We start from the raw sequence: 26,920 nt of genomic DNA on the forward strand, positions 1-26,920 counted from the left end.
GGGCAGCGTTGCAAATCCACACCCGCAGGTCGAAGGTAGGGCGATCGTACTTCGATTGAGATTTGTGGCCGGAAAGCGCGACCGTGAAGACTATGGATGGCAAAACCCGATTGTTGGTGATTGTTGCGCCAAGTTTCAATTTGTCCGCAACCATGAGCTTTATTGACCCGTTTCGTGCGGCAAATTACATGGACGGACGGTCTTATTTCAGTTGGGAATTTGTCTCAGAATCCGGTGGGTATTGCACCTCAAGCAATGGTGCTGGGATAGAAACCAAGGCGATCGATCAAAGCGCTGCAGGTCAGCGGGATATCGTGATCGTTTCGACCAGCTGGACCCCGGAAAAACATCTGACGCCCAAGATCGGCAATACGTTGCGCGGTTGGGCGCGAGGTGGCGTAACGCTGGGCGCACTGGATACGGGTGCGTTCATTCTGGCGCAGGCCGGATTGCTTTCCGGTCGTCGGGCGACTGTTCACTATGAACATATCGACGCATTTCAGGAACTGTTTCCAGGCGTGGAAGTGGTTGAGAACCTTTACGTTTTAGACGGCAACCGAATCACGTGCTGCGGCGGCAGTGCTTCGGTGGATTTTGCGCTGCAGATACTGCAGGGTATTCACGGCAGCGCGCTGGCCAACGCGGCCGCCAGATACATTTTTCACGACCGCTTGCGGGGCCCCGCTTCGATGCAGCAACCTGAAGGCAGCGAGCCTTTAGGGGCGGTTGTTCCGGCGACGTTGAAATCTGCGATCCAGATCATGGAGGCACATCTGGAAGAAACGGTGTCTATCCCCGAGATATGCAGGCGCGCGGGTGTCTCGCACCGTCAACTTGATCGGATGTTTGCCACCTTTATCAAGAAAACTCCGGCGCTTTATTATCGCGATATCCGGCTGGACCGGGCGCGGGGGCTTGTGACGCAAACAGAAATGCCGATTTCCGAGATTGCAATGGCATCGGGGTTTTCCAGCCCGGTGCATTTCAGCCGCTCGTACAGAGACAGGTTTGGCTTGCCGCCCAGTCAGGATCGGATCGAGGGGCGGGTCCCGTTTGAATACCGGGCTTGGCCGATGCATCGCAAGCATAGGCAGTCTTGATGCACAACTCTGCGGATGGCGAAAATAGTCATTTGAGAGGCGAAAAAAATCAACAACGTGAGTTGATTTCAAAGGATCATACGCTTCGCAAGCCAGCCTACCGGACCGCGCGGGTCCGAAATCTTGGAGTCACCAATGAACGAGCTGCCAACCCAAGAACAATTCCAGCGGATTTCCGATGGCTTCAGTCCAGATCCATTCAACACAAGCTCGTTGAAGGCCGAGGCCTATGTTGATCCGGTTTGGCATCAGGTGGATTTGAATGAAATCCTTGCCAAGACATGGCAATGGGTTTGTCACGTCGAAAAGCTGCGCGCGCCAGGATCTTATGTGACGGTTGAAATCGCCGGTCGGCCCATTGCCGTCGTGCGCGACCGCGAGGGGGAATTGCGGGCATTCTACAATGTCTGCAAGCACCGCGCGCATCACCTGCTGTCGGGTGAGGGGGAAACGACCCGCATTATGTGCCCCTACCACGCCTGGGTTTATAGGCTGGACGGCCAATTGGTGCGTGCGCCCGAAACGGAAAACCTGACCGGGTTCAGCACCCGGGACATTTGCCTTGATCAAGTGCAAGTCGAAGAATTTGCAGGTTTCGTTTATGTCAACCTGGACCCCCAAGCGCGCCCCCTACGCGAAGTGTCGGGCAACCTTGAAACGGAAATTCGCCATTGGGCCCCGGATATTGAACAGCTGACTTTTGGCCATCGCCTGACCTATGACATCAAGTCGAACTGGAAGAACGTCGTCGACAATTTCCTTGAGTGTTATCACTGCCCGACCGCGCATAAGGATTTTTGCGATCTGGTGGATATGGACACCTATAAGGTTACAACCTACGGCATCTATTCCAGCCATATGGCCGACGCAGGCAAAAGCGCAAACTCTGCCTATGACGTGTCGAATGCGTCTGTGCGTACTCATGCCGTCTGGTGGTTGTGGCCCACCACCTGCCTGATGCGTTACCCGGGCCGGTCATCGATGATCGTGCTGAACATCATCCCCGTGGGACCTGACCGCACGCTTGAGACCTATGACTTCTTCCTCGAAACTCCGGAACCGGACGAGGCAGAGCAGGAGGCGATCCGCTATCTCGACGAGGTTCTGCAGCGCGAAGACATCGATATCGTCGAAAGCGTTCAGCGCGGGATGGGTACGCCTGCCTTCACGCAAGGACGTATCGTTCATGACCCGAGCGGCTCGGGCAAGTCCGAACATGCGGTGCATCACTTCCATGGGCTGGTTCTGGACGCTTACGCAAGGGCCGCGCCGTGACACGGCCCAACATCGTTGTGGTCATGGCCGATCAACTTGCCCCGCATTTCTGCGGGGCTTACGGCCACCCTACGGTCAGGACACCGAACATCGATGCGCTGGCGGCACGCGGTATGCGGTTTGACGCGGCTTACTGCAACTCTCCTCTGTGTGCGCCGTCCCGCTTTGCCTTCATGTCAGGGCAGTTGATCAGCCGGATTGCGGCCTATGACAATGCCAGTGAGTTTCGCGCTTCGGTCCCGACGTTTGCCCACTACCTTAAGGCGCTGGGATACAGAACCTGCCTGTCAGGCAAGATGCACTTTGTCGGACCGGATCAGAAACACGGATTTCAGGACCGAATTACAACCGACATCTACCCTGCCGATTTCGCCTGGACACCAGATTGGGAAGCCCCGGATGAACGGATAGACAAGTGGTATCACAATATGCAAACGGTCAAGGAAAGCGGCGAAGCCATCGCGACGTTCCAGACCGATTACGATGATGAGGTCGAGTTCGCAGCCCGCCGCTGGCTGATTGACCGGGGCCGCGATCGGGCGGCCGGGGACAAAGCGCCGTTCTGCCTGGTCGCCAGCTTCATCCACCCTCATGACCCCTACGTGGCCAAGCCTGAATGGTGGAACCTGTATACGGATGCGGATGTTCCGATGCCGGACACCTCACTGACGCCCGAGGAACAGGACCCGTTCTCGCGCAGGGTAATGGACGGAATCGAGGCGAGCTATGTCTCTCTGACGGATGAGGAGGTGCGCCGCGCCCGCCGCGCCTATCTGGCCAATGTCAGCTATTTCGACAGCAAGGTCGGGGCGGTTGCGAAGGCGCTGGAAGATATACGCGAACTGGACAACACTATCGTCGTCGTGACCGCCGATCACGGGGATATGCTGGGCGAGCGGGGGTTGTGGTACAAGATGAACTTCTTCGAGCATTCTGCCCGCGTCCCACTGATTATGGCCGGGCCGGGTGTTGCGCAAGGGGCAGCACTCAACGCCTGTTCGCTGCTGGACCTGCTGCCGACTTTCGTTGAAATCGCTGGGGGGCAAGAAGAGATGTTTGGCGAACCGGTGGATGGTCGCTCACTCATGCCGCTGGCCCGCGGCGAAGCTGACATCGTCGACGAAGCGATCGGTGAGTATTGTGCAGAGATGACCCCTTATCCGGTCTTCATGATCCGGCGCGGGCCGCTGAAATACATCCATTGTGACCCCGACCCACCGCAACTATACGACCTGTCCGTCGATCCACTGGAAACGGTGAATGTCGCGGACGATCCGGCTTATGCCGCCCATTCTGCTGCCTTCGCCGCCGAAACCGACCAGCGCTGGGATAGTGAAAAGCTGCGTGCGGATATCATCGCAACACAAAAATCCCGTCATGCGCTTCATGCCGCGATGGAAGCCGGGGCGGGTGAGGCCTGGGATTACAATCCGCCGCGCGACGCTTCTCAGGAATATGTGCGCAATCACATGGACTGGACTGTTGCCGCGGCCAGATACCGCTTTTCACCTTTGAAGGAGAACCAAGAATGATGCTGAAGGGCAAAACCGCGCTGGTCACAGGCGGTCGAGGCGGCATCGGGCGCGCCATCGTCGCCCGTTTTCTGCGAGAAGGTGCACGGGTCTATGCGGCTGACCTGACGCCCGAGGGATCGTTGGCCACCCATGACGGCGACGGCAGCGTGTTTGTCAAACTCGACGTCACGCAGGAGGCGGATGCCGTTGCGGCTATGGCGCAGGTCGCCGAAAACGCTGGCCAGTTGGACATTCTGGTCAACGCGGCTGGGATCGAGATCGAAAAGACCATCGAACAGACCACTCTGGAGGAATGGAACCTGTCCTTTGCCGTCAACGTGACCGGCACCTTCCTGACGTCAAAACATGCGCTGCCTCTGATGCGAAAGGTCACTGCCGCCGGGACGACGGCATCGATCATCAATTTTGGCAGCTACGACGGCTTCATCGCTGACCCGGGACTGGCGGCTTATTGCGCAACCAAAGGCGCGGTTCACGCCCTGACCAGGGCAATGGCCTGCGACCACGGGCCCGAAGGTATTCGGGTCAACGCAATCTGCCCGGGCTATGTCGACACACCCATGCTGCAAAGCTTTTTTACCGGCGAGGGTTCGGGTGGCGGCGGCAAAACCATCGACCAATTGCAGAAGGCGGTCCGCGATGTGCATCCGATGCGCACCTATGGCACGCCGGACGACATCGCCAACCTGGTCAACTGGCTGGCATCGGACGAGGCGCGCTATGCCAGCGGCCAGCTTTGGGTTCTTGACGGAGGGCTGAGCGCGCAGGTCCAGCAGATGAAACTATGAGTGAAGCGTTGGGATACGAAACGAGATACCCGTTCTTTGGTGCCAGGAAGCGGCAAAGCTGTGTAATCATCCGGACCGCTCCATCGGCTAAACTGGATATCAACCGGGACGGCGCCGAGATCGTGCGCAGCGCGATGTTAGGGCCTGTCGGAACACGTCCGCGTGGCAAGGCAATGGTGGCGAACTGATGCGGCTGGCTGGAAAAAGAGCACTTGTGACCGGTGGCCGCCAAGGCATCGGGCGCGGGATTGTCGAGGCCTTTCTGCGCGAGGATGCGACGGTTTCGACCTGCGGGCGTGGCCCGAAGCCCGAAGGGCTGCCAGACAGTGTCACTTGGTACCCGCTGGACGTCACGGACGCCGCTGCCGTAGAGGAACTGGCCAGCGCGACGGACGGGATGGATATTCTGGTCAACAATGCCGGCGTTCAGGTCGAAAGAACGGTGGCTGACAGCACCGACGCTGACTGGGAAACCGTGATCGGGACCAATTGCCGGGGCGTGTTCAATATGTGTCGCGCATATATCCCCCGAATGCCCCAAGGCGGGTCGATCATCAACATCGGCTCGATCTCGGGGCAGGTCGCGGATCCTTCGATGGCGCTTTACAATGCGTCCAAGGCCTTTGTGCATGGGCTGACCCGGTCGATTGCCGTGGATCATGGCCCCCGAATACGCTGTAACGCAATCTGCCCGGGCTGGATCGAAACGGGCATGTTGGATGCAGGTTTCGACCTTGCATCAAACCCCGAGGCCGCGCGGCAGGATGCGCTTGCCCGACATGCGATGCGCCGTTTCGGCAAGCCCGAAGACATCGCCAGCATGGCGGTCTGGCTTGCCTCGGACGAAGCGAGTTTCGCCACAGGCCAGTTGTTTACCGTGGATGGCGGCATGACCGCCGCATCCCCTCTCAATCCGGGATTGTTCTGATGGAGTTCAAACACACGGCCTGCCTTGGCGGCGGGGTGATCGGCGCCAGTTGGGCGGCCTTGTTTCTGGCATCCGGCCGTTCGGTCGCGATGTTCGACCCGGCCCCCGATGTTGAGCGCAATGTGCGCGACTACATCGAAACGGCGTGGCCCACGATGACCGAGCTTGGGTTGACCAAAGATGGCACGCCCGACGCGATCACCTTCCATACAAACGCGGCCAGCGCGGTCGAAGGCGCCGGATTCGTGCAGGAAAACGTGCCTGAGCGGCTGCCGGTCAAGCATGAAACCTTTTCCGTGATCGAGCCCGCCCTGGCCCCCGGTGCAATTGTCGCCAGTTCGGCGTCCGGCCTGACTCTGAGCCAGATGCAGCCCGGCTGGAAGGATCCTTCGCGCTTTGTGCTGGGCCATCCGTTCAATCCGCCGCACCTGATCCCCTTGGTCGAGGTGTTGGGAAACGACAAAACGGCCCCCGGGGTGGTCGAGAGTGCGCAGGGATTCTACGAAAGCGTTGGAAAAACAACGATCCGTTTGCACAAGGAAGTGCCCGGTCACGTGGCCAACCGTCTGCAGGCGGCCATTTGGCGCGAGGCCGTCAGTCTGGTTGTCTCGGGTGTGGCTTCTGTCGAGGATGTCGACAAGGCCGTCTGGGCCGGTCCCGGACTCAGGTGGGCGGCTATGGGGCCGACCATGCTGTTCAACCTTGGGGCGGGTGAAGGTGGGCTGAAGGCGTTTTGCGATCACTTCGCCGATACGTTCAACGGCTGGTGGGACGATCTGGGCCAGATCCATCTGTCCGATCAGGTCGCCCAACAAATGACCGAGGGCGTTCAGGCCGAAGCAAGGGGCATGACACCGGGTGAGTTGTCGCAAAAACGCGATGCTTTGATTGTGGCAATGCAAAAGTCAATTGTGGGGATGCGTTGAGGAAACGGGTCGTTTCGCGCCGATGTCATGTGACCGCCGAACCGGTGAATGTGCGGGCCCGTGTCGAGTCAAATCCAACGGTTTTACAACTGGCCAGCAGAAAGCGCAGAAGTCACAGGAAACCTCATAACAAACCTTCGTTAAACAATTAATTGCGCTGGCCTGTTGGTAGATTGCACCATCATACCCGCGCGTATAACTGGACGATCTGTCTGTTGGCACCCGAAACTGTTTCCGAAACTGAACGCCATTCTGCGTGCCATTAATTTTCGAAAAAAATCAAATTTGAGTGCCAGGATTTGACTCAGAACCAACGGCAAGTCCTGCCCACGAAATAACAGTGTGACCAGCTTGTCACGAAACGCTGGCCAGCGATGTCTAACGGTTTTTGAGCGCAGAGCGCAGAGCGTCACCCAGCGCGCCGTTCTGCGCGTTTCCGCCTGAGCCCGCTCGCTGCGTGTTGCGGTGTTTTGGTTGACCACTGGCCTTTCCCGCGCCGCGCGAGGTTTGCTCCTGACGCGCAGAGGCGCCTCCGTCCTTGCGCATGGTCAGACCGATCCTTTTGCGGGGCACGTCGACCTCCACCACACGAACCCTGACGACCTGACCGGTCTTGACGATCTCGTGCGGGTCTTTGACAAACCGGTCGGCCAGCTGGCTGACATGCACCAGCCCGTCCTGATGAACGCCGATATCCACGAATGCCCCAAAGGCCGCAACGTTGGTGACGGTCCCTTCCAGCATCATGCCGGGTTTGAGATCAGTGATGTCTTCCACCCCGTCGGTGAATGAGGCGGTCACAAAGCTTGGGCGCGGGTCGCGTCCGGGCTTTTCCAGCTCGGAAAAAATGTCCCGTACCGTCGGCAGGCCAAAGCGGTCGTCGACGAACTGCTCGGCCCTCAGGCCTTTCAGGGCGCCGTCATGTCCCATGATTTGCCGAATGTCACGTCCACATGCGGCCACGACGCGGCGCGCGACGTCATAGGCCTCGGGGTGGACCGAGGACGCGTCCAGCGGGTCGGCCCCGTCGCGGATACGCAGGAAGCCCGCACATTGTTCGAAGGCCCGCGGACCAAGGCGGGCGACATCCAGCAGCTCTTTGCGGGATTGAAACGCGCCATGCAGGTCGCGATGCATCACAATCGCTTCGGCCAGCCCAGGCCCCAGACCGGAAACATGCGACAGCAACGGGGCCGAGGCCGTGTTCAGGTCGACGCCCACGGCGTTCACCACATCCTCGATCACGGAATCAAGCGATTGGGAAAGGCGGTGCTGGTCGACGTCGTGCTGGTACTGCCCGACACCGATCGATTTCGGCTCGATCTTGACCAATTCGGCCAAGGGGTCCTGCAGTCGCCGGGCGATCGACACCGCGCCGCGTAGTGACACATCGAGGTCGGGAAACTCCCGCGCGGCCAGTTCCGATGCCGAATAGACCGAGGCACCGGCTTCGGAGACCACAACCTTTGTCGGGGCCTTCACCGTCTTCGGCAAAAGGTTCAGCGTGTCAGCTACCAATCGCTCGGTCTCGCGGCTGGCGGTGCCGTTGCCGATCGCAATCAGTTCGATCTTGTGGGCCGAGATCAGGTTCAGGATTGCAGCCTGCGCCCCGCGCAGATCGTTTTTGGGCTGGAACGGATACAAGGTATCCGTGGCTACCACTTTCCCGGTTGCATCCACCACAGCCGCCTTAACGCCGGTACGAATTCCGGGGTCCAGACCCAGCGTTGCGCGTGCGCCGGCAGGCGCCGCGAACAGAAGGTCCTTGAGGTTGCGGGAGAACACCTGAATGGCCTCTTCCTGCGCCCGGCCGCGCAGGTCCGCCATCAGTTCGACCATCATCGACAGTGACAGTTTCACCCGCCAGGTCCAGCCCGCCACCTTGCGAAGCCATTTATCTGCCGGCCCATCGCTGCGTGTCTGCAGATGTGCGGCCACAATCGCTTCGGCCCGTGTTGCGCCGGTTTCGGGTTCGGGCGCGATGTCCAGCGTCACGATCCCCTCTTTCGAGGCGCGTAGCATTGCCAGCGCGCGATGCGAGGGCACTTTGGACCACAGCTCGGAATGGTCGAAGTAATCGCTGAATTTCGCGCCTTCCTGCTGCTTGCCTTCAATCACCTTTGCGCTCAGCACTGCCTCGCGTTGCATGAAGCTGCGCAGTTCACCCAGCAGCGAAGCATTTTCGGTCAGGCGTTCAGTGATGATGTCGCGGGCACCGTTCAGCGCGTCCCTGTTTGTAGGTACCGCATCGCTCACAAAACCTTGGGCCAGGGCTTCGGGGTCGACAGAACGGTCGGCCAGAATGGCATCGGCCAGAGGTTCCAGCCCGTATTCGCGGGCGATCATCGCCTTGGTCCGACGTTTGGGTTTATACGGCAGATAGATGTCTTCCAGCTGCGCTTTGGTGTCGGCTTGCGCGATGGATTTGGCCAGGTCTTCGGTCAGCTTTCCCCGATCCTTGATCGAGTTCAGGATGCTGTCGCGGCGGGTATCCAGTTCGCGCAGATAGGTCAGGCGGTCCGACAGAACCCGCAGTTGCGTATCATCCAGTCCGCCTGTCGCCTCTTTCCGGTAACGGGCGACAAAAGGCACGGTGGCCCCTTCGTCCAGCAGCTTGACCGCTGCGCCCACCTGTTCGGGACGCGCGTTGATCTCGGTAGCGATAGTGCGGGCGATGCGGTCCAATGAGGCCTCCTGAACTACGGTTGGAAGGACTTCTTATCCAGCGCCGCCCAAGAGGGGAAGAGGTGAAAACGACCCGCCTCTACAGTTACAACAAAGCCTGCAAATCGTCGTACAGGTTTTTGGAGATTTCGACATACCCGCGTGCAGTATTGCGGGCGCGGGCCGCAAATCGCCGCTGCGACGGCAACCGCGCGCCCTGATCCAGAATGTCGGCAAAAAGCCGTTCGGCCCTTGCGTCGTTTTCCTGCGTTTTGCCGCCGCTGAACTGATCGGGGTCAAATGCCAGAAAGATCTCGCCGTGATAGGGCGCACCGCCCGCGCCCACGGCAAACGCCATGCTTTCCAGACTGGTCAGGTCGTCGATCAGGGGACCGGCCAGCAATTCGATCATGATCGACAAGGCCGACCCCTTGTAGCTGCCGAAGGTCAGCATGGCACCGTCCATGGCCGCCTGAGGATCGGTGGTCGGGTTGCCGTGTTTGTCGATGGCAACGCCCTCGGGCAGCGGTTTTCCTGCCCTTCTATAGAGTTCGATTTCACCGCGGGCAAAGGCGCTGGTGGCGAAATCGAAGGTGAACGGATCTTTTCCTGACCGGGGCCAACTGAAGGCGAGCGGGTTGGTGCCCAGACTGCCGCGTGTTCCGCCTGCGGGGGCCACCCACGAATGGCTTGGAACCATTGCCATCGCGGCAAGCCCGGCCGATGACAGGCGTTCCACTTCGGGCCAGAGCGCAGAGAAATGAAAGCATCGATTGATCGCCATCGCGGCGATACCGTGGGTGCGGGTCTTTTCAATCAGAACCGGCAAGGCCTGCTGAAACGCCAGCAGCGACATGCCGCCCTGGGCATCCACGCGAACGATCGCGTTTTCCGATGGGGCCAAAACCGGCGCGGCATGGCCATCGATCTTGCCCGCCTGCATCGTCTCGGTACACATGAACAGGCGAAACAGCCCGTGCGACTGGCAATCATCGATCTGGCAAGTGGTCAGCATGTCTGCGATGGCCGCTGCGTGGGCCGATCCAAACCCGGATTTTGTGAGTACGTTCAAGCTTAGCTGCCGGATGTCGTCCAGATTTAGTTTGACCATATCGCTCATGCCTGTCCCCTGTGCCGGTAATTCAGCACAAGGGATAGCGTGGCAACCCGGCGATTGAAAAGCGGGATTTCTGTTCAGCCCTGCGATTCAGATTGCAGATAGGCAATGAGATTGGTGATGTCGGTCCGGTTCTTCAGGCCGGGAAACTGCATCCGGTTGCCGGGAACGGTGTTTTTCGGATCGGACAGAAACGCGCTGAGCGCGTCTGCCGTCCAGACAATTTCAGAGGTCTGCAAAGGGCCGGAATATTTGAAACCATCGCTCTGACCCGCTGTTGCGCCGATGATCCCGTGCAGCGAGGGGCCGACCCCGTGGCGGCCCTCTTGCAACTGGTGACAGGCCTTGCATTTGCGATAGACCTTTTTGCCCGCCTTAATGTCGCCCTCGATGGCGGCGAGGGTGACCGGGGCCGAGGGCCCTGCCTCGGCCTTTTTGTCGTCCTTGTTGAAGATCAGTCGCGCGGTGATCGGCACGGTTCGGGTAATGCCCGGCAGGTCCGCCAGTTCCATCAGCGTATCGATCCCGGCGTTGACGCCTGCATCTTCCGTGCTGAGGAACACCATATCGTTGGTTGAGACCATGACCGATGTTTCGGACAGGCGCGCCACGAACATTTCGGCATCGAACGCGACGTCTGTGCCTGCCAGCGACAAGATGGCCTCGGCATCGATGGTGGTGGTTTCGCCCGCGCCAAGCCCCGAGACCTCATCCATATCGAACTGGGCCGTCAGCGTTGCGCTTCCGGCTTTGCGAAACACGTATTCGATCATCCGTTCATTTCGAATGTCGATATTCGTTTCGACTGAAGACAGGTCGATCTTAATGTCCGCCTTGCCGTCCGGGCTGACGTGACCGCTGAGACGGGTAAAGCTGTTGACCTCGCCCACCGTGTCTTTCTTGATCGAGCCATATGCCAGGTGCGAGCCTTCTGGGGCCAGTGTCCAGCTGTCCGCCGGCGCCGGGCCTGCAACAATTGCCGACGCAATCGTGACTGCTGTAAGCAGAAGTTTCATTTCTTTCCCCCTGAGTCTGTGTCAATCCTGACCCCGCGGGCCCGGTCCGTGAAAAACAAACACACACAGGTCGCAAATTATTCGATGAGTGGTGAGATCAGTTCCGAACAGGCCGTGCGTGGCGCGATCCAGATACATTCAAAACGTGTCTGGCGGTTTGGTCTGGCATTGTCGGGCGCGTCGGACGTTGCAGACGATCTTTTGCAATCCACGTGCCTGCGTGCGCTGGAGCGTCACCATCAGGTGACATCGCATGATCGGCTGGACAGCTGGCTGATGACGATCTGTCGCTCGATCTGGCTGAACGAGGTGCGCGCGCGATCGGTTCGCAAAGCCCAGGCACTGTCGGTCACGCCCGAGGCGGATTTAATTGCACCCGGAAACGATTCTGAGACGAATATTTTCGCCACTGAAGTGTTTACACAGGTGATGCAACTGCCAGAAGCGCAGCGCGAGACGGTAATGCTTGTGTTTGTCGAAGGCTATAGCTACCGCGAGGCTGCCGCGTTGTTGGAGGTGCCGATAGGGACAATCATGAGCCGGCTTTCGAACGCCCGGCAGAAACTGAAAAACGTGATGCAGCAAGACGCGGCGGATGTCGTTCGACGGAGTGGCAAATGAAGTTTTCCGACGAGACGCTAGTGGCGTATCTGGAAGGCACCCTGGACGAGGGTCAGGCCCGCGCGATCGAAGATGCGGTCGCGGATGATCCGACATTGGAACAACGTCTGATGGCGCTGGACCCGTTTGCACCGGTGGTGAAGCAGGTGTTCGAGGCGATGCCTGCCCAAACGCCGCACGTCGATTTGCCGGATGCCTACGCATCAACCTCCGCAAGGTCGGTCGCTGGCTCATGGCGTCTGCTTGCCGTTGCGGCTTCGGTTGCCGTCATTGCGGTGTCGGCGACGTTCTGGGTAACGCGCCCGGTCGAGATGGGCTGGGCGGAACAGGCCGCGATCTATCAGTCGCTATACGTGCCGGATACGATTGCAACGCTGGACAACTCTCCTGCCGCGCTGGATGTGCAATTCGCACAGGCCGAGGAACAGCTTGGACGGTCCCTGAACCGTAATGCGCTCGAGGCGCTGCCGGGCCTTGATTTGAAGCGGGCGCAGGTCCTGTCGTTCAAGGGCAAACCTCTGATTCAGATTGTATTCGCGGATGCGCAGGGGCAGCCTTTGGCCTTTTGTGTCATACGGCAGGGACCGGCGGCCCCGAACAAGGGCGTAAAACAGGCGGTTCTCAGCGGGTTGGCCACGGCCACATGGGCGCAGGGTGGCTATGGTTACATGTTGCTGGGCAGCGACGCGCAAACCGACCTTGGTGGGCAGTTGGACACGTTGACTGCGCTGTTTGCTGGCTGAGCCGCGAAATAGCCTTGTGAACCCGCGAATTTGCCCGAAGAATAGCGGGCATGAAGCCCCGAAACGTCCTGCCTGACCCGGATGATGAGGCCGACACGCTCGGCCCGCAAAGTATCTATGACGCGGACCCGTCCGAGGACGAAGACCTTTGGTTCCTGCCTCCGGACGAAGATGAAGCGCTTCCGGACTATCTGCCGCCCGGAACGCGGATGCAGGAACGCCTGCTGTTCGATCCACGCGACTGGTATGCAGGGCAGTCGGAGTTGTCCAGTGAACTGGCCGATGTCGCGGTCACTTTCGGCGCGTTGGACGAGCGTCTGCGGGCGGGGCCCAAAGGATGGGGCCATCGTCTGGCCTTGATGGAAGTGTCTGACCTGGGTTGGTGGACAGGGGACCGGATCAGCGCCGATCGTCTGGCGCTGTGGACCGGTTTGCGGCTGGGCTCGACCGGCGATGACATTCAGGCCCTGTTTCGCGCGGGCTGGGCCGTGCGCCGCCTGACGACAGGTGCCGACCCGTCAGAAGGCGGGTGGGAGTCTGGATTGACCGCGTTTCTGGACCGAATGGGTCAGGGGGTCGAAGAAGTACCCGAAGCAGTGGCCGATCTGGCTGACGTCATGCGCAACACGGACAGTTTGCACCCGATAACGCAGGCAGCAATTGGGTTTCACGCGTGGCGCAGTCTGGCGCAGGGCATCGGACAGGACACCGAGGCGGCAATCATAGCCGCGCGCCTTGCCGCGAAGATGGGGCGGGGCGGGGCACTGTTTCTTCCACTTGCGCTGTCCGGCCCGGGCGCGTTGCGCGGGACTGGCGAGCCGAGAGAAAAACTGGAGGCATGGCTGAGCGGAGCAGGGCAGGCGGTTCTGGCCGCACTGCTGCATCTGGATCGTGTGAGCGCGTGGGAACAGCGCGCGCGCGACGCCACGCAGGATCTGAGCGGCCGGACGCCTCCGCTATTGCTTGACGCGTTGACGGCCTGGCCCATGATATCGGCACCTTTGGCGGAGGAACTGACCCAAGCCTCGCGTGCGGCGGTTCAGAGAAACCTCGACCGTTTCACGCGTCGCGGCCTGATCCGGGAGGTCACGGGGCAAGGACGTTACCGCGTCTGGACGGCTGCACTATAGTCCAGCAGCCAATCGCGAAACACACGAGCCGGAGGACGCAGCGCGGTGCGCGATGGATAGATCAAATGATAGGCTTCCTGTCCCGGAACACTGATGCCGGGCAGGCAGGGGACAAGTCCCGACAGTTGCATTATCCTGTCAGATGCGGGCGCGCGGGCCAGCGCAATGCCGCCGCCACTGGCCGACAACTCGGCCGCCATCAGGGAATTGTCGGCGAAGAAATAGCGGGCTTGACCGGCGGGCAGGCGCAGGGCCTCGAACAGGTGCGGCCAGCTTGCGCGGTGTGTTGAGACCTCGATCAAGGTGAACTTGAACAGGTCCTGGGGCGATCTGATCTGCGCGGCTATCTCTGGTGGAGCGATCGGGAAAAGGCGCTCTTTCAGCAACTCGTCCCATTCGGTGTTCAAGAGGGCCGGATTGCCGAACACGATTTGCAGATCAGAAAACTGGTTTGCGAAATCCGAGATCATGTTGCCTGTGGACAGTGACAAGTTGATGCGAGGCTGTTCCGCCTGAAAGGCGGGCAGACCACCGGCAAGAACCCCATGTGCAAACAGCAGTACGGACTGAACATAAAGCCGTTGTTCCCGTGTTTCCCCGAACAGCCCCGTCGTTGCCGTTTCCAACATCAGCAGCGATTGCTGAACCGATGGCAGATAGGCGCGGCCTGCCTCGGTCAATGTCACTGCGTGGGCGTGGCGGTGAAACAGTGGTGTACCAAGGCGGGTTTCCAGCGCCTTGACCTGCTGGCTGACGGCGGCAGCGGACATGTTCAGCTGCGCGGCCGCGCGGGAAAAGCTTTCGGTACGTGCTGCTGCTTCGAAAACGCGCAGCCAGTTCAGCGAGGGAATACGGGTTGCCATGAAATCAGGCTAAGCAAAACTTAGGCTGACCGGCAAGACAATAAGTTCTGAGCTTTCCCTCACAGATCTTAAGCTGGCGATCAGCAAATTGAACAGACGAGCCACATCATGTCGGATTCACCCCCCCAGCCGCGCCCAAAGCGCAAGATCTGGAACTATACCCCGCAATTGCCTATTCAGACCTCGCCCTATTGGGACTGGCCGATGAAGCCTCTGACCGCCTTGCGATACCTGCTGCAAAGCTGGAATCCCTTGGCGCTGCGCGCGTTGCTTTTGGTCTTCGCGATCATCACGTGGACCTATCTGACCCCGTCTCTGGCCCGGATCGAAACGCTGAGCTGGGATTGGGTGGCCGAGATCTGGTTCCGCAATTTCTGCATCCTTATGGTGGTTGCGGGCGGCTTGCATTTGGCCTTGTGGAAATTCCGCACCCAGCAGGACGAATACCGATATGACATGCGCCCGATGATGAAGGGTGCCAAGGTCTTTACCTTCAAAAACCAGGTCTGGGATAACATGTTCTGGACCCTGGGTCCGGCGCTGACATTCTGGACGTTCTGGGAATGCTTCATTCTGTATGCTTACGCCAATGGGTGGGTGACGATGATTTCCCTTGATGGAAACCCGGTCTGGTTCATTGCCATGGTTGTGTTCATTCCGATCTGGGCAGGTTTCCATTTCTACTGGCTGCACCGGCTGCTGCATGTCGGCCCGCTTTATACCAAGGTGCACGCCTGGCATCACCGCAACATCAATACCGGTCCATGGTCAGGTCTGGCGATGCATCCGGTTGAAAGCTTCTTTCTGATGTTCGACACGATGATTTTCTTTCTTCTGCCGTCTCACCCGATCCACGCCATCTTTCTGCTGTTTCACCACGGGATTGGCGCGCCGACCTCTCATGCCGGGTTCGAGCACGTGAAGTTCGGCAACAAGGGTAAATTCCTGGTCGGAGACTTCTTTCATCAGCTGCACCACAGGTTCTTTGACTGCAATTACGGCACCTGGGAAACGCCGTGGGATGAGTGGTTCAATACTTTCCATGACGGAACCGACGAGGGCAACGAGATGGTCAAGGAACGCCGCCGCAAGATCTGGGCAGCCGAGTAAGCCAACCGAAAACGGGTATTGCCGGGTCTTATTGGGCCCGGCAACTGCTATCTGAAAACAGGGAAGATCATGAAAAACATCTATACTTTCGGCCGCCGCCCGGCCCGGCGAAACTATACCGTCAAGGATCTGCTGGACCTGAAGAAAACCGGCCGGCGCTTGACTATGTGCAACCCGGCGAACGAGGCCGAAATACAGGCCTGTGTCGATGCGGGGATCGACCTACTGACGCTGTGGGATGTGCACCTGGACATGGCGCGTGAGATTGCACCGAACCATTTTGCAGGTACTGCCATGAACTGGGGCCAGTTCGCCACCAATGACGAGATCATGCGCCATGCCATCGAGTGTATGGAAATGGGCGCGGACATGTATTTCACCAACCGCTCGTACGACGTGGTGGAAATGCTGGCGCGTGAAAGCATTCCGGTTCAGGTTCATATGGGGCTGGTTCCGTCGCTCAGCCATTGGGCCGGGGGATTGCGGGCCTTTGGCCGTACCGCCGATGAGGCGATGCAGATCTACAAGACCTTCAAGCGCTATGAGGACGCAGGCGCGATGGCCTGCGAAATCGAATGTGTCGCCGAAGACACGTTGAACCTGCTGAACGACAAGACGTCGATCGTCACGATTTCATTGGGGTCGGGCAATGCGGGTGACGTGATCTTCCTGTTCATGGCAGACATTTGCGGCGAAGCGGAAAATCCTCCGCGTCACGCCCACGCCTTTGGCAATCTGGGCCGTCTGCACAAGCAGATGTATCACGAGCGGGTCGCGGCGCTGAAGGAATTTCAATCCGAGGTGCAGGCCAAAGCCTTTCCATATCCGGCACAGTCCATTGGGATGCACGAAGGTGAGCTGGCAAAACTGCAGGAACAGTTGGATAAGGTCTGATGGATTAGGCGGGCGCGTTCAGCGCCCGACACCTACATAGGTATCAAAACCGGATTTCAACGCGGTGTTGCCGGAATAGACGTTGCGCAAATCGACCATCCTTGCGGTTTTCATGGTCCCGGCCAGTTCGGTCAGGTTCAGTGCGCGAAACTCGTTCCATTCCGTCAGGATGACCACCGCATCCGCATCCTTTGCCGCGGTATACGGATCGTCGGACCATTCGACGCCGGGCAACAGGGCTTCACCCTCGGACCGGCCCTGAGGATCAACAACGCGGACCTTTGCGCCACCGCCGATCAGGGCAGGGACGATGGTCAGTGACGGAGCATCCCGCATGTCGTCGGTATTGGGTTTGAACGTCACGCCCAGAACGGCGATGGTCTTGCCGTTGAAACTGTCGTCACAGGCGTCCCGGATCTTGCCGATCATGCGTTTCTTGACCTCGTCGTTCACGCGAATGACGGTTTCGGTGATCTGCATCGGGTGCGCATGCTCCTGCCCGATCCGGGCCAGCGCAGCGGTGTCCTTGGGGAAACACGACCCGCCATAGCCGGGGCCTGCGTGCAGGAACTTGTTGCCGATCCGGCCATCCAGGCCAATGCCGCGCGCAACTTCCTTGACGTCGCCCCCCGCCTTTTCACACAGGCCCGCGATTTCGTTCATGAAGGTGATTTTGGTCGCAAGAAAGGCGTTCGCCGCGTATTTGATCATCTCGGCGCTTTCCAGATCGGTGGTCAGGATCGGGAAATCGCGCAAATAGAGCGGGCGGTAGATTTCGGCCATCACGTCTGCGGCGCGGTCGCTTTCGACGCCGACAACCACACGGTCGGGGCGCATGAAGTCGTCAATTGCGGCACCCTCGCGCAAAAACTCGGGGTTCGAGGCGACGTCGAAATCGGCTTGGGGATTTGCGGCAGAAACGACCTGATGCACCCGGCGATTGGTCCCGACCGGAACGGTCGATTTGGTGACAACAACGGTGTAGCCGGTTATGGCCTGTGCGATCTCTTCTGCGGCGGCCATTACATAAGTCAGGTCCGCGTGGCCATCGCCCCGGCGGGTGGGTGTCCCCACAGCTATGAAAACGGCATCCGCGCCATCGACAGCTGCAGTCAAATCAGTAGTAAAGCTCAGCCGGCCGGCCGCCACGTTCTTGGCCATAAGCACATCAAGGCCCGGCTCATAAATCGGAACCTTTCCGGCCTGCAGCATCTCGATTTTTTCCCGGGCCTTGTCGACGCAAATCACGTCATGCCCAAAATCCGAGAAACAGACACCGGATACCAAACCGACATAGCCAGTTCCGATCATTGCAATACGCATTCGTTAAAATCCTTCTTACCAATTACCAAGTCTGGCGACCGCACATTCGAAGAATCTTCCGCCGGATTCAATGCCTGACTGTGACCTTGGCTTGCATTCCATGGTTTCTTGCTGTTTTTGAGACGCTAAACTGACACATTGATATTTGTGAGGCGCAGATATGACCAAAAAGGCATTGATTACCGGTATCACGGGCCAGGATGGGTCGTATCTGGCCGAGTTTCTGCTGGAAAAGGGCTACGAGGTTCACGGAATCAAACGGCGGGCATCGTCCTTCAACACGCAGCGCATCGATCATATTTATCAGGATCCGCATGTACCGAACCCGAAGCTGCATTTGCATTACGGGGACCTGAGCGACACCTCGAATCTGACCCGGATCATGCAGGAGGTGCAGCCTGATGAGGTCTACAACCTTGGTGCACAGTCTCATGTTGCCGTCAGTTTTGAAGCTCCGGAATACACCGCCGATGTGGATGCAATTGGCACCCTGCGCCTGCTTGAAGCGATCCGGTTCCTCGGGCTCGAGGACAAGACGCGGTTCTATCAGGCCTCGACGTCGGAATTGTATGGTCTGGTTCAGGAAACACCGCAGCGGGAAACGACGCCGTTCCACCCCAGATCGCCCTATGCGGTGGCCAAGCTGTATTCCTACTGGATCACTGTGAACTACCGCGAGGCTTATGGTCTTTATGCCTGCAACGGAATTCTGTTCAATCATGAAAGCCCACGCCGAGGCGAAACCTTCGTGACGCGCAAGATCACCCGCGGTCTGGCCAACATCGCGCAGGGGCTTGAAGATTGCCTATATATGGGCAACATCGACAGTTTGCGCGACTGGGGACATGCCAAGGATTATGTCCGTATGCAGTGGATGATGTTGCAACAGGACAATCCCGAGGATTTCGTGATTGCAACCGGCAAGCAGTATTCTGTGCGTCAGTTCATCGAGTGGTCAGCGGCTGAACTCGGCATTTCGCTGAAGTTTTCGGGCGAAGGGGTGGATGAGGTTGCGACGGTCACCGCCATTGAAGGCGACGACGCGCCAGCATTGAAGCCCGGCGATGTCATCCTTCGGATCAACCCACGTTATTTTCGCCCGGCCGAGGTGGAGACGCTGTTGGGTGATCCGTCGAAGGCGAAACAGAAGCTCGGGTGGGAACCGGAGTTGACCGTGCAGGAAATGTGCGCCGAGATGGTTCTGGAAGACCTGAAAACAGCCAAACGCCATGCGCTGTTGAAAGAGCACGGGTTCGAGCTGCCGGTCAGCCTGGAAAACGGCTGAGGGGGACAACATGCGCAAGATCTACGTAGCAGGGCATCGCGGCATGGTCGGCGGTGCCATCCTGCGCCGGTTGCAGGATCGTCAGGCTGGGGGTGAAGCGATTGAGCTTGTGACCCGAACGTCAGCCGAGCTTAATCTGACGGACCAGACAGCTGTGCGGGAATTCATGCAGGTTGAACGACCCGATGTGGTCATTTTGGCGGCGGCCAAGGTTGGCGGCATTCACGCCAACAATACGTACCCCGCTGATTTCATTTATGAAAACCTGATGATTGAATGCAATGTGATTCATCAAGCCTTTTCGGCCGGGGTCACAAGCCTGCTGCAACTGGGCAGTTCCTGCATCTATCCGCGCGCGGTTCCGCAACCGATGCGCGAAGACGCGCTGCTGACCGGGGTGTTAGAGCCGACAAACGAACCGTACGCGATAGCCAAAATCGCGGGGATCAAGCTGTGCGAAAGCTACAACCGTCAACACGGTGTCGACTACCGCTCGGTCATGCCCACGAACCTTTATGGTCCGGGGGACAATTTCCACCCTGAAAACAGCCACGTTCTGCCTGCCCTGATCCGGCGGTTTCACGAGGCAAAGCGCGACGGGCTGGACGAGGTTGTGATATGGGGAACCGGGAAACCCAGGCGCGAGTTCCTGCATGTGGATGACATGGCCGAGGCGTCGCTGTTCGTCCTCGACCTGCCGCGCGACAAATATGAGGCAAACACGCAACCGATGCTGAGCCACATCAATGTTGGCACCGGCTCGGACATCTCGATTGCGGATCTGGCGGCGCTGGTGGCTGAAGTCACCGGGTTTGAGGGGCGGATCACACAGGATGTGTCCAAACCTGATGGCACAATGCGCAAGCTGATGGACGTCACGCGATTGGCAGATATGGGCTGGCGCGCGCGTGTGTCGCTTGAGGATGGTTTGCGCGAAACTTATGCGTGGTTTCTTGAACAGAACGACGTAGATCTGCGTTCAAAGTGATTGCCCGGACTAAGGTCCGGGCAGCCTGATGTTCAGAACCAGCGACCGATTGCAATGGCCCCTGGCGCGTTCGTGGCTGCATCCGAGGATGCAGACAATACCTTGTAGGTCACCTGCGTTTCTGAAGGCGAAGCGAAGCCCACAAACCGGGATGCCGCACCCCCTGAGCCACTGATGACTGGAACCGAACCCGGGGCGAAGCTTACAGGGAAGGTCCAGGTGTCTGTATTGCTTGCAAACATCGTCCCTTCGGCGGTGGTACACGCAACGGCATTCAATGCGGCGTTGCAGATCTGCGTTCCATCGGCAAAACGAACATAGTCACCATTTGCTGTACTGCCCCGTTCGATCACCGCACCAGTTGGAACGCCGCCGGATTCGGATACAGACCCCAGCAAATTGCCTGGACCATATCCGTAATCCGCCCGCATCAGGCGGCCTGTCGTTGTGTCGTCGGCACTGGCCTGAACGGCGGCGCCATCCACGATACCGGTGGTCGGATCAAGGCGCAGCGCTTCGGTCCAGCTGCCCCCATCAGGAGAGACCTTGATGGAAAACCCTGTGTTTCCAGCCAACCCCATTTCCGCATGGCCGGTCCAGTTGGACTGGAACAAAAGCGATGCGGTATCACCGGAACCGGCCTTGTTGATCTTGACCTGATGTCCGCCGCCATCATGGCTGAACAGCGTAGCAGGGCCGCGCACTGAAAGGCGATTTGTGTCGTCATAGCTGGTGGCGATGCCGACACCGTTCAGATTCTGTGTCGCCACCGGCGGATCAATCCAGGCAGATCCGTCCCAAATCCTGATCTGGCCAGCGGTCTGATCCCAGGCGCGCCATCCGATGCCGGGGGAAAGGAAGTGCCAGGCGTTGTCCAGCCAGGCTGCAAGGTTACCTGCCTGACCCGCCCATTCATCGGTTGGCGCAGATCCCAGCGCATGAACCTCGCCCTGCTCCGGAACCGGGGGAGGCGTGGTCGCGTTGGTGGCCACCACGCTGAGCTGCACCACGAGATCCAGCCGGCGCAGGGCCTCGTTATGGGTGACGTGTTTCTGGGCCTGCGAAGGTTGAAGAAATGGCAGGTCCAATCGGGGTGAGGTCTGTGACACGGGCGTCCTCCTGTGGCTGTCGGTCCGACAATTGCATTGCGCGCCACCCTGCCGTGGCACACATGAATCCTGTCCGACCGGGCCGAACGCCCGCGAAACGATTTGCTAATTAACTGCTGGTTGCCTGACACAGGGCCAGGAACCGCGTGCGAGAATCGGTCGCCTAGTCGCGCGCGTAGATATCCTCGTAACGGATGATGTCATCCTCACCCAGATATGTTCCGGTCTGCACCTCGATCAGAACCATCGGCACCTTTCCGGGGTTTTCCATCCGGTGCGTGGCACCCAGCGGGATGTAGACCGACTGGTTCTCGGACACGAGGCGCACGTCGTCGTCAATCGTGACTTTTGCCGTGCCTTCCACAACGATCCAGTGCTCCGAGCGATGGTGGTGTGACTGAAGGCTCAGCGCGGCACCGGGATGGACATGGATACGCTTCACCTGAAACCGGTCCCCGATCACAAGGCTTTCGAACCAGCCCCACGGGCGATGATCCACCGGCAGAGATTCCGCCTGCTTCGCGCCTTTCGCTTTAAGTGCAGCGACGGCCAGTTTTACGTCCTGCGCCTTGTCCATGCTGGCCACAAGTACCGCATCGGGCATGGCAACCGTGATCACGTTTTCCAGCCCCATGGCCACAACTTCCTGCGTCGGGGATTCCGACCGGATCAGGACATTGCGGCAATCGATTGCAGTCACTTCTCCGGTTGTGGCGACGCCATCGGCGTCAGGATTGCTCAACTCCTGCACGGCGGACCAGCTTCCGACGTCAGACCAGCCAGCGGCATAGGGCACGACGCTCAGGTTAGTTGCTTTTTCCATGACCGCATAGTCGATCGAAATATCGTTGACCTCGCTCCAAGCGGTCGCATCGAGACGCAGAAATCCAAGGTCGGTCTGCGCATCGGTAACCGCTTTTTGCACCGGCGGGATCAGGTCCGGGGCGTGTTGTTCGAAACTTGCAATGATGTCTTTCACCGCAAACAGGAAAATACCTGAGTTCCAGAGATAGCTGCCATCGGCGACCATTGCCTGGGCGTTTTCGAGACCGGGCTTTTCAACAAACCGGTCCAGCGGAACTGCGGTGTCTGCGTTCGGGGCATGGCTGAGTTTCAGATACCCATACCCCGTTTCCGGCCGGTCCGGAGTGATGCCGAAGGTCACCAGATCACCGCGTTCGTGGATGGCTTCGACACCTTTGGCAACAGCCGCGTGGAACGCGGCTTTGTCCGGGATCACGTGATCGGAAGGGGCGACAAGCATGATGGCGTCCGGGTTTTCAGCAGCCAGGTATAGCGCAGCCGCCAATACGGCTGGGGCAGTATTGCGGCCCTCGGGCTCGATCAGGACCGGACCGGGATCGATGCCAATGCCGTTAAGCTGCTCGGGTACAACGAACCGAAACGCTTCATTGGTCAGGATCAGCGGTTTGGCATAAGGCGCGTCAGACGGTCCGCACATCCGCGCGGCACAATCCTGCAACAGGCTGGTTTCGCCAAGCAGCGGCACAAATTGCTTGGGATAGCTCTTGCGGGATAAGGGCCACAGCCGGGTCCCGGAGCCACCGCAAAGAATGACGGGATGGACAGTTGTCATGACGTTTGCCTTTGGATTTCAGTTGCCCTGAAAGAGGTGTTCGGGTCGCGCAATAGCCTATTGCGCCGCCTTTCCCGCAACAACGACATCATGGAGATACTGGCTCAGATCGTCGCGCAAATCGTTGCGTGCCAACGCAAAGGCCACGGTGGCTTGCAGGAACCCGGATTTGGAACCGCAATCGAACCTCTGACCGTTGAACTTGTATCCAAAAACAGGGACACCGTTCACAATGTCTTCGGCAATCGCGTCAGTCAGTTGGATTTCACCGCCGCTGCCCTTCTTTTTCTGATTGAGGTTATACAGGACCGACGGCCCCAGAATATAACGCCCGATCACCGCCAGGTTGGACGGGGCATCATCGGGGTCTGGCTTTTCGACCATGCCCTTGGTCCGGACAACCGTACCGATATTCTCGCCAACATCGAGAACACCGTAGGAACTGGTTTTGTCCTTGGGAATTTCCATCGCGGCAACCATGTTGCCACCGGTTTCTTCATAGGCCTCGACCATTTGCTGCAGGCAGGGTTTGTCCGCCGCGATCACATCGTCGGGCAGCATGACGGCAAAGGGCTCGTCCCCGATCAGACGCCGGGCGCACCAAACCGCGTGGCCAAGGCCCAGTGCCTTGTGCTGGCGGATATAGGCGATGGCGCCGCTTTCCATGTTGGTTGCGCTCAGGGTTTCCAGCAGGTCGTCCTTGCCCTTGGCTTTGAGTTCCTGTTCGAGCACGAGATTGTGATCGAAATAATCCTCAAGCGCGGATTTCCCGCGCGAGGTGACAAAGATGAATTCGGTAATTCCTGCGGCACGGGCTTCGTCGATGGCGTATTGAACCAGCGGCCGGTCAACCAAAGTCATGATCTCTTTCGGAACTGATTTTGTTGCGGGCAAAAATCGCGTACCCAGCCCTGCAACCGGGAAAATCGCCTTTGTGACCTTACGTGCCATGTTACCTCTCAAATTCAATACGAGCCCGACAGAGTGTGGTGAGGCCGGTCTCTCCTCTTAGGCTGCAATGCCTGAACAATCAACGTCGCCCGGATTCCCAGGCTAGAAGTGATCGGAAAGGTGCCATCTCGATGCGGAGGAGTCAAAACATCCGGTCCAAACCCAGTTCAGAAAAACGTACCCCCGGCGCCTGCAATCAGGCGCCGGAAGCAGTATCAGGACGCCTTCATGATAATCTCCAGCGGATCATGTTCGGCCACGTAGTGATCGGGTGCGATCTCGCTGAGTTGTGGAACATAGTCCGACTGTCCGGCCGACAGGCGACTGGGAAGGAAACGCAAAGCCGCCTTGGGATCCATGGGTGAGGGCAATTCTCCCGGTAATTTCAGACGTTGGCGTGTTCGCTCCACATCGGGGTCGGGTATCGGTACCGCCGAAATCAGCGACTTTGTGTATGGGTGAACCGGATCGGAACAAATCACTTCGCCATCGCCCAGTTCGACGATACGGCCAAGATACAGGACCATGATCCGGTTCGACACCGCGCGCACTACGGACAGATCATGGCTGATGAAGATCATCGACAGGCCAAATTCCTGTTGCAATTCTCGCAACAATTCCACGATCTGAGCTTGAATGGACACATCCAGAGCCGAAACCGCTTCATCACAGATGATCAGCTTTGGCTTGTTGATCATCGCCCGGGCGATTCCCACGCGCTGATTTTGTCCGCCAGACAATTCGTGCGGATAACGGTTGATCATGTTCGCCTTGAGGCCGACCCGCTCCATCATCTCGGTGACCAGTTCCTTGCGTTCCCGCTCGGTCAGGTCGGGGCGGTAGGTTTTCAGCGGCTCGGCAATCGAGGCCGAGATCGTCATGCGCGGATCCAGACTGGCCAGCGGATCCTGGAACACGATCTGCAGGTCCTTGCGATACTTGTTCAGTTCAGCTCGTCTCAGTCCGACGATCGGATGCCCCAGCCAGCTGACATTGCCCGCGCTGGGCTCGATCAGTTGAAGTACGGCCCGTGCCAGCGTGGATTTTCCGCAACCCGACTCGCCAACAACGCCCAGCGTTTCACCCTTGCGGATATCGAAGCTGACACCGTCGACCGCCTTTAGTGGAACCTTGCGCCCGAACAAACCGCCCTTGACGTGGATCGGGAAGTGAACCTTGACGTTATCGACCTTGAGCAGCGGCTCTTCGACCTTGGCCAAAGCTTTGGGGGCATCACCGGCGTCGATGCGCGGCATCGCCTCAAGCAATGTGCGGGTATATTCATGCTGAGGCGCGCGGAAAATTTCCCGGGTGTCACCGGCCTCGACGAATTGACCAAGCCGCATGACCTGAATGCGGTCGCACATCCGCGCCACGACGCCCATGTCATGGGTGATGAGCGCGATCGCCGTACCCTCGTCCTTTTGCAGTCGAACCATCAGGTCCAGAATGTCGGCCTGTACCGTTACATCAAGGGCGGTCGTTGGTTCGTCCGCGATCAGCAGCTTGGGATTGCATAGCATCGACATGGCGATCATGACCCGCTGGCGCATCCCGCCGGACAACTCGTGCGGGTATTGATCCAACCGGCGCGCGGCTTCGGGGATGCGTACACGGTCCAGCCAGTCCAGACACCGGGCACGAGCGGCCGAGCCTTGCAGGCCTTCGTGAACCTGCAGCACTTCGCGCATTTGCTGGCCGACCCGCAAATGCGGCGTCAGGGCCGTGAGTGGATCCTGAAAGATCATTCCCACATCGGCTCCACGGATCTGATTGAGCTTTTGTACCGGCAGGTTCAGGATTTCCTTGCCGTTCAGCATTGCCGACCCGCTTGCGTGGCCTGCAGATGGCAACAGCCCCATCGCGGCCATGAAGGTCTGGCTTTTGCCCGACCCACTTTCGCCAACAATGCCCAGGCACTCACCCGGATTTATGTCGAAGCTGATGCCGTTGACGGCTTCGACCACGCCATCGGGAGTGTCGAACCGGACGCTCAGGTCTTTTACGGAAAACAGGCTCATATCAGCGATCCTTCGGGTCCAGAGCGTCACGCAGACCGTCACCGATGAAGAACATGGTGATGATGATTGCGACATAGAATGTCAGGGGGTACATCAACTGCCACAGCGTGCCATAGCTCATCGTGCCGGCCCCTTCGGCAATCAGACGGCCCAATGAGGTGTAAGGTTCCGAAATCCCGAGACCCAGGAACGAGATGAAGCTTTCGGTCAGGATCATCTCGGGCACCAGTAGCGAGGCATAGACGATCACCACGCCCAGCAGGTTGGGCAGGATGTGTCGGTACATGATGGTAAACTCACTGACCCCGGCGGCGCGGGCGGCCTCGATAAACTCGCGGTTTTTAAGAGTCAGAGTTTGTCCCCGCACGATCCGCGCCATGGTCAGCCAACCGACCGCTCCAAGGGCGATGAACAGCATGAAGAATGACCGTCCCGCCACGACAAGCAGAAGGATGATGACCAGCGTAGCCGGGATCGCCAGCAGGATGTCGACAAAGCGCATCATGACACTGTCGGTGCGGCCGCCGATATAACCTGCAGCGATGCCGTAGCAGGTGCCCACGATCAGCGCCGTTGCCGCCCCGATCAGACCCACCAGCAGGGACGTCGTGGTTGCCTGAATGACACGGCTGTACAGATCGCGCCCCAGATCATCGACGCCGAAATAGTGTCCGGTCTCGATGGACGGCATTCCCATGCCGCGCACGTCACCCATGACGTTCCAGTCGATCTCTTCGTTGTTCCAGGCTGCGAAATAGGGTCCGATAATCGTGAACAGGACGATCATCCCCAGAATGAAGACACTGGCCATCGCGGCCTTGTTGCGGACAAAACGCATCCGCGCGTCCTGCCAGAGTGAGCGCCCCTGAATGACCGTGTAATCGGTGATTTCCTCGGCCAGATGGGCGGCTTTTTGAGATTTTCCAAGCATTGCCT

At 58.9% G+C, this 26,920-nt stretch carries 24 protein-coding genes; 14 read left to right on the forward strand and 10 right to left on the reverse strand.

The features are described 5' to 3' along the window. The first annotated feature begins 92 nt into the window (after positions 1–92). The 7 genes from ACR1XU_RS15960 (at position 93) to ACR1XU_RS15990 (ending at position 6,552) form a co-directional block, all read left to right on the forward strand. On the forward strand, positions 93–1,100 hold the full coding sequence (locus tag ACR1XU_RS15960) for a GlxA family transcriptional regulator (RefSeq protein ID WP_480908247.1): 1,008 nt from the start codon (positions 93–95) through the stop codon (positions 1,098–1,100). A 135-nt stretch (positions 1,101–1,235) separates the two neighbouring features. Next, positions 1,236–2,375: an aromatic ring-hydroxylating oxygenase subunit alpha gene (locus ACR1XU_RS15965; RefSeq protein WP_480908190.1), complete on the forward strand. Its 1,140-nt coding sequence runs from the start codon at positions 1,236–1,238 to the stop codon at positions 2,373–2,375. After that, a complete protein-coding gene (gene betC, locus ACR1XU_RS15970) occupies positions 2,372–3,907 on the forward strand; it encodes a choline-sulfatase (protein WP_170807522.1) in 1,536 nt (511 codons plus the stop codon). The genes ACR1XU_RS15965 and betC overlap by 4 nt, the downstream gene beginning before the upstream one ends. Then, complete coding sequence (locus ACR1XU_RS15975; protein ID WP_480908192.1) at positions 3,904–4,698, forward strand: SDR family NAD(P)-dependent oxidoreductase; 795 nt, start codon at positions 3,904–3,906, stop codon at positions 4,696–4,698. Before betC ends, ACR1XU_RS15975 begins: the two co-directional genes overlap by 4 nt. Continuing rightward, entirely contained in the window at positions 4,695–4,886 is a 192-nt protein-coding gene (locus ACR1XU_RS15980; RefSeq protein WP_480908194.1) for a hypothetical protein, read from the forward strand. The genes ACR1XU_RS15975 and ACR1XU_RS15980 overlap by 4 nt, the downstream gene beginning before the upstream one ends. Beyond that, positions 4,886–5,626 (forward strand): SDR family NAD(P)-dependent oxidoreductase, encoded by a 741-nt coding sequence (locus tag ACR1XU_RS15985; RefSeq protein WP_480908196.1) that lies wholly within the window; start codon positions 4,886–4,888, stop codon positions 5,624–5,626. Before ACR1XU_RS15980 ends, ACR1XU_RS15985 begins: the two co-directional genes overlap by 1 nt. Then, on the forward strand, positions 5,626–6,552 hold the full coding sequence (locus ACR1XU_RS15990) for a 3-hydroxyacyl-CoA dehydrogenase NAD-binding domain-containing protein (protein ID WP_480908198.1): 927 nt from the start codon (positions 5,626–5,628) through the stop codon (positions 6,550–6,552). Before ACR1XU_RS15985 ends, ACR1XU_RS15990 begins: the two co-directional genes overlap by 1 nt. A gap of 378 nt (positions 6,553–6,930) precedes the next feature. Here the strand turns inward: ACR1XU_RS15990 and ACR1XU_RS15995 are convergent, their stop codons facing one another. The 3 genes from ACR1XU_RS15995 to ACR1XU_RS16005 all read right to left on the reverse strand — a co-directional run bounded on the left by ACR1XU_RS15995 (position 6,931) and on the right by ACR1XU_RS16005 (position 11,349). After that, positions 6,931–9,237: a Tex family protein gene (locus ACR1XU_RS15995; RefSeq protein ID WP_480908200.1), complete on the reverse strand. Its 2,307-nt coding sequence runs from the start codon at positions 9,235–9,237 to the stop codon at positions 6,931–6,933. A gap of 85 nt (positions 9,238–9,322) precedes the next feature. Then, positions 9,323–10,336 (reverse strand): Ldh family oxidoreductase, encoded by a 1,014-nt coding sequence (locus tag ACR1XU_RS16000; protein WP_480908202.1) that lies wholly within the window; start codon positions 10,334–10,336, stop codon positions 9,323–9,325. A gap of 74 nt (positions 10,337–10,410) precedes the next feature. After that, entirely contained in the window at positions 10,411–11,349 is a 939-nt protein-coding gene (locus ACR1XU_RS16005; RefSeq protein WP_480908204.1) for a c-type cytochrome, read from the reverse strand. Between the two features lie 48 nt (positions 11,350–11,397). Here ACR1XU_RS16005 and ACR1XU_RS16010 point away from each other — a divergent pair, with 48 nt between their 5' ends. Genes ACR1XU_RS16010 through ACR1XU_RS16020 form a run of 3 tightly spaced genes read left to right on the forward strand, consistent with a single transcriptional unit; the run spans position 11,398 to position 13,843 of the window. Continuing rightward, entirely contained in the window at positions 11,398–11,970 is a 573-nt protein-coding gene (locus ACR1XU_RS16010; RefSeq protein WP_480714123.1) for an RNA polymerase sigma factor, read from the forward strand. Further along, complete coding sequence (locus ACR1XU_RS16015) at positions 11,967–12,713, forward strand: hypothetical protein (RefSeq protein ID WP_480908205.1); 747 nt, start codon at positions 11,967–11,969, stop codon at positions 12,711–12,713. The genes ACR1XU_RS16010 and ACR1XU_RS16015 overlap by 4 nt, the downstream gene beginning before the upstream one ends. 50 nt (positions 12,714–12,763) lie before the next feature. Further along, on the forward strand, positions 12,764–13,843 hold the full coding sequence (locus ACR1XU_RS16020) for a Fic family protein (RefSeq protein WP_480908207.1): 1,080 nt from the start codon (positions 12,764–12,766) through the stop codon (positions 13,841–13,843). On the opposite strand, the gene ACR1XU_RS16025 is transcribed toward ACR1XU_RS16020, so the two are convergent. Then, complete coding sequence (locus ACR1XU_RS16025) at positions 13,816–14,706, reverse strand: LysR family transcriptional regulator (protein WP_480523315.1); 891 nt, start codon at positions 14,704–14,706, stop codon at positions 13,816–13,818. The two genes, ACR1XU_RS16020 and ACR1XU_RS16025, sit on opposite strands and share 28 nt — an antisense overlap. 108 nt (positions 14,707–14,814) lie before the next feature. Here ACR1XU_RS16025 and ACR1XU_RS16030 point away from each other — a divergent pair, with 108 nt between their 5' ends. Together ACR1XU_RS16030 and ACR1XU_RS16035 are read left to right on the forward strand one after the other, a co-directional pair. After that, on the forward strand, positions 14,815–15,816 hold the full coding sequence (locus ACR1XU_RS16030; protein WP_480908209.1) for a sterol desaturase family protein: 1,002 nt from the start codon (positions 14,815–14,817) through the stop codon (positions 15,814–15,816). A 69-nt stretch (positions 15,817–15,885) separates the two neighbouring features. Then, complete coding sequence (locus ACR1XU_RS16035; protein WP_480908211.1) at positions 15,886–16,710, forward strand: 3-methyl-2-oxobutanoate hydroxymethyltransferase; 825 nt, start codon at positions 15,886–15,888, stop codon at positions 16,708–16,710. Between the two features lie 18 nt (positions 16,711–16,728). On the opposite strand, the gene ACR1XU_RS16040 is transcribed toward ACR1XU_RS16035, so the two are convergent. After that, a complete protein-coding gene (locus ACR1XU_RS16040; RefSeq protein WP_480908213.1) occupies positions 16,729–18,033 on the reverse strand; it encodes a UDP-glucose dehydrogenase family protein in 1,305 nt (434 codons plus the stop codon). 160 nt (positions 18,034–18,193) lie between these two features. On the opposite strand from ACR1XU_RS16040, the gene gmd reads away from it, so the two are divergent. Continuing rightward, positions 18,194–19,318 (forward strand): GDP-mannose 4,6-dehydratase, encoded by a 1,125-nt coding sequence (gene gmd, locus ACR1XU_RS16045; RefSeq protein WP_170611391.1) that lies wholly within the window; start codon positions 18,194–18,196, stop codon positions 19,316–19,318. A 10-nt stretch (positions 19,319–19,328) separates the two neighbouring features. Continuing rightward, a complete protein-coding gene (gene fcl, locus ACR1XU_RS16050) occupies positions 19,329–20,306 on the forward strand; it encodes a GDP-L-fucose synthase (RefSeq protein WP_480908215.1) in 978 nt (325 codons plus the stop codon). Between the two features lie 32 nt (positions 20,307–20,338). Here the strand turns inward: fcl and ACR1XU_RS16055 are convergent, their stop codons facing one another. From ACR1XU_RS16055 to ACR1XU_RS16075, 5 genes are all read right to left on the reverse strand, one after another. Next, complete coding sequence (locus tag ACR1XU_RS16055) at positions 20,339–21,415, reverse strand: DUF2793 domain-containing protein (protein WP_480908217.1); 1,077 nt, start codon at positions 21,413–21,415, stop codon at positions 20,339–20,341. A gap of 163 nt (positions 21,416–21,578) precedes the next feature. Beyond that, on the reverse strand, positions 21,579–23,012 hold the full coding sequence (locus tag ACR1XU_RS16060; RefSeq protein ID WP_480915634.1) for a mannose-1-phosphate guanylyltransferase/mannose-6-phosphate isomerase: 1,434 nt from the start codon (positions 23,010–23,012) through the stop codon (positions 21,579–21,581). A gap of 57 nt (positions 23,013–23,069) precedes the next feature. Further along, positions 23,070–23,963 carry a UTP--glucose-1-phosphate uridylyltransferase GalU gene (galU, locus tag ACR1XU_RS16065; protein ID WP_170681231.1) on the reverse strand — a complete coding sequence of 298 codons (894 nt, stop codon included), beginning with the start codon at positions 23,961–23,963 and terminating at the stop codon, positions 23,070–23,072. A 215-nt stretch (positions 23,964–24,178) separates the two neighbouring features. After that, on the reverse strand, positions 24,179–25,984 hold the full coding sequence (locus ACR1XU_RS16070; protein WP_480908221.1) for an ABC transporter ATP-binding protein: 1,806 nt from the start codon (positions 25,982–25,984) through the stop codon (positions 24,179–24,181). A gap of 1 nt (position 25,985) precedes the next feature. After that, positions 25,986–26,915, reverse strand: coding sequence for an ABC transporter permease subunit (locus ACR1XU_RS16075; protein WP_170611380.1), 930 nt, complete (start codon positions 26,913–26,915; stop codon positions 25,986–25,988). Positions 26,916–26,920 lie beyond the last annotated feature (5 nt).

It is taken from the genome of Ruegeria sp. D1(2025), assembly GCF_056536425.1.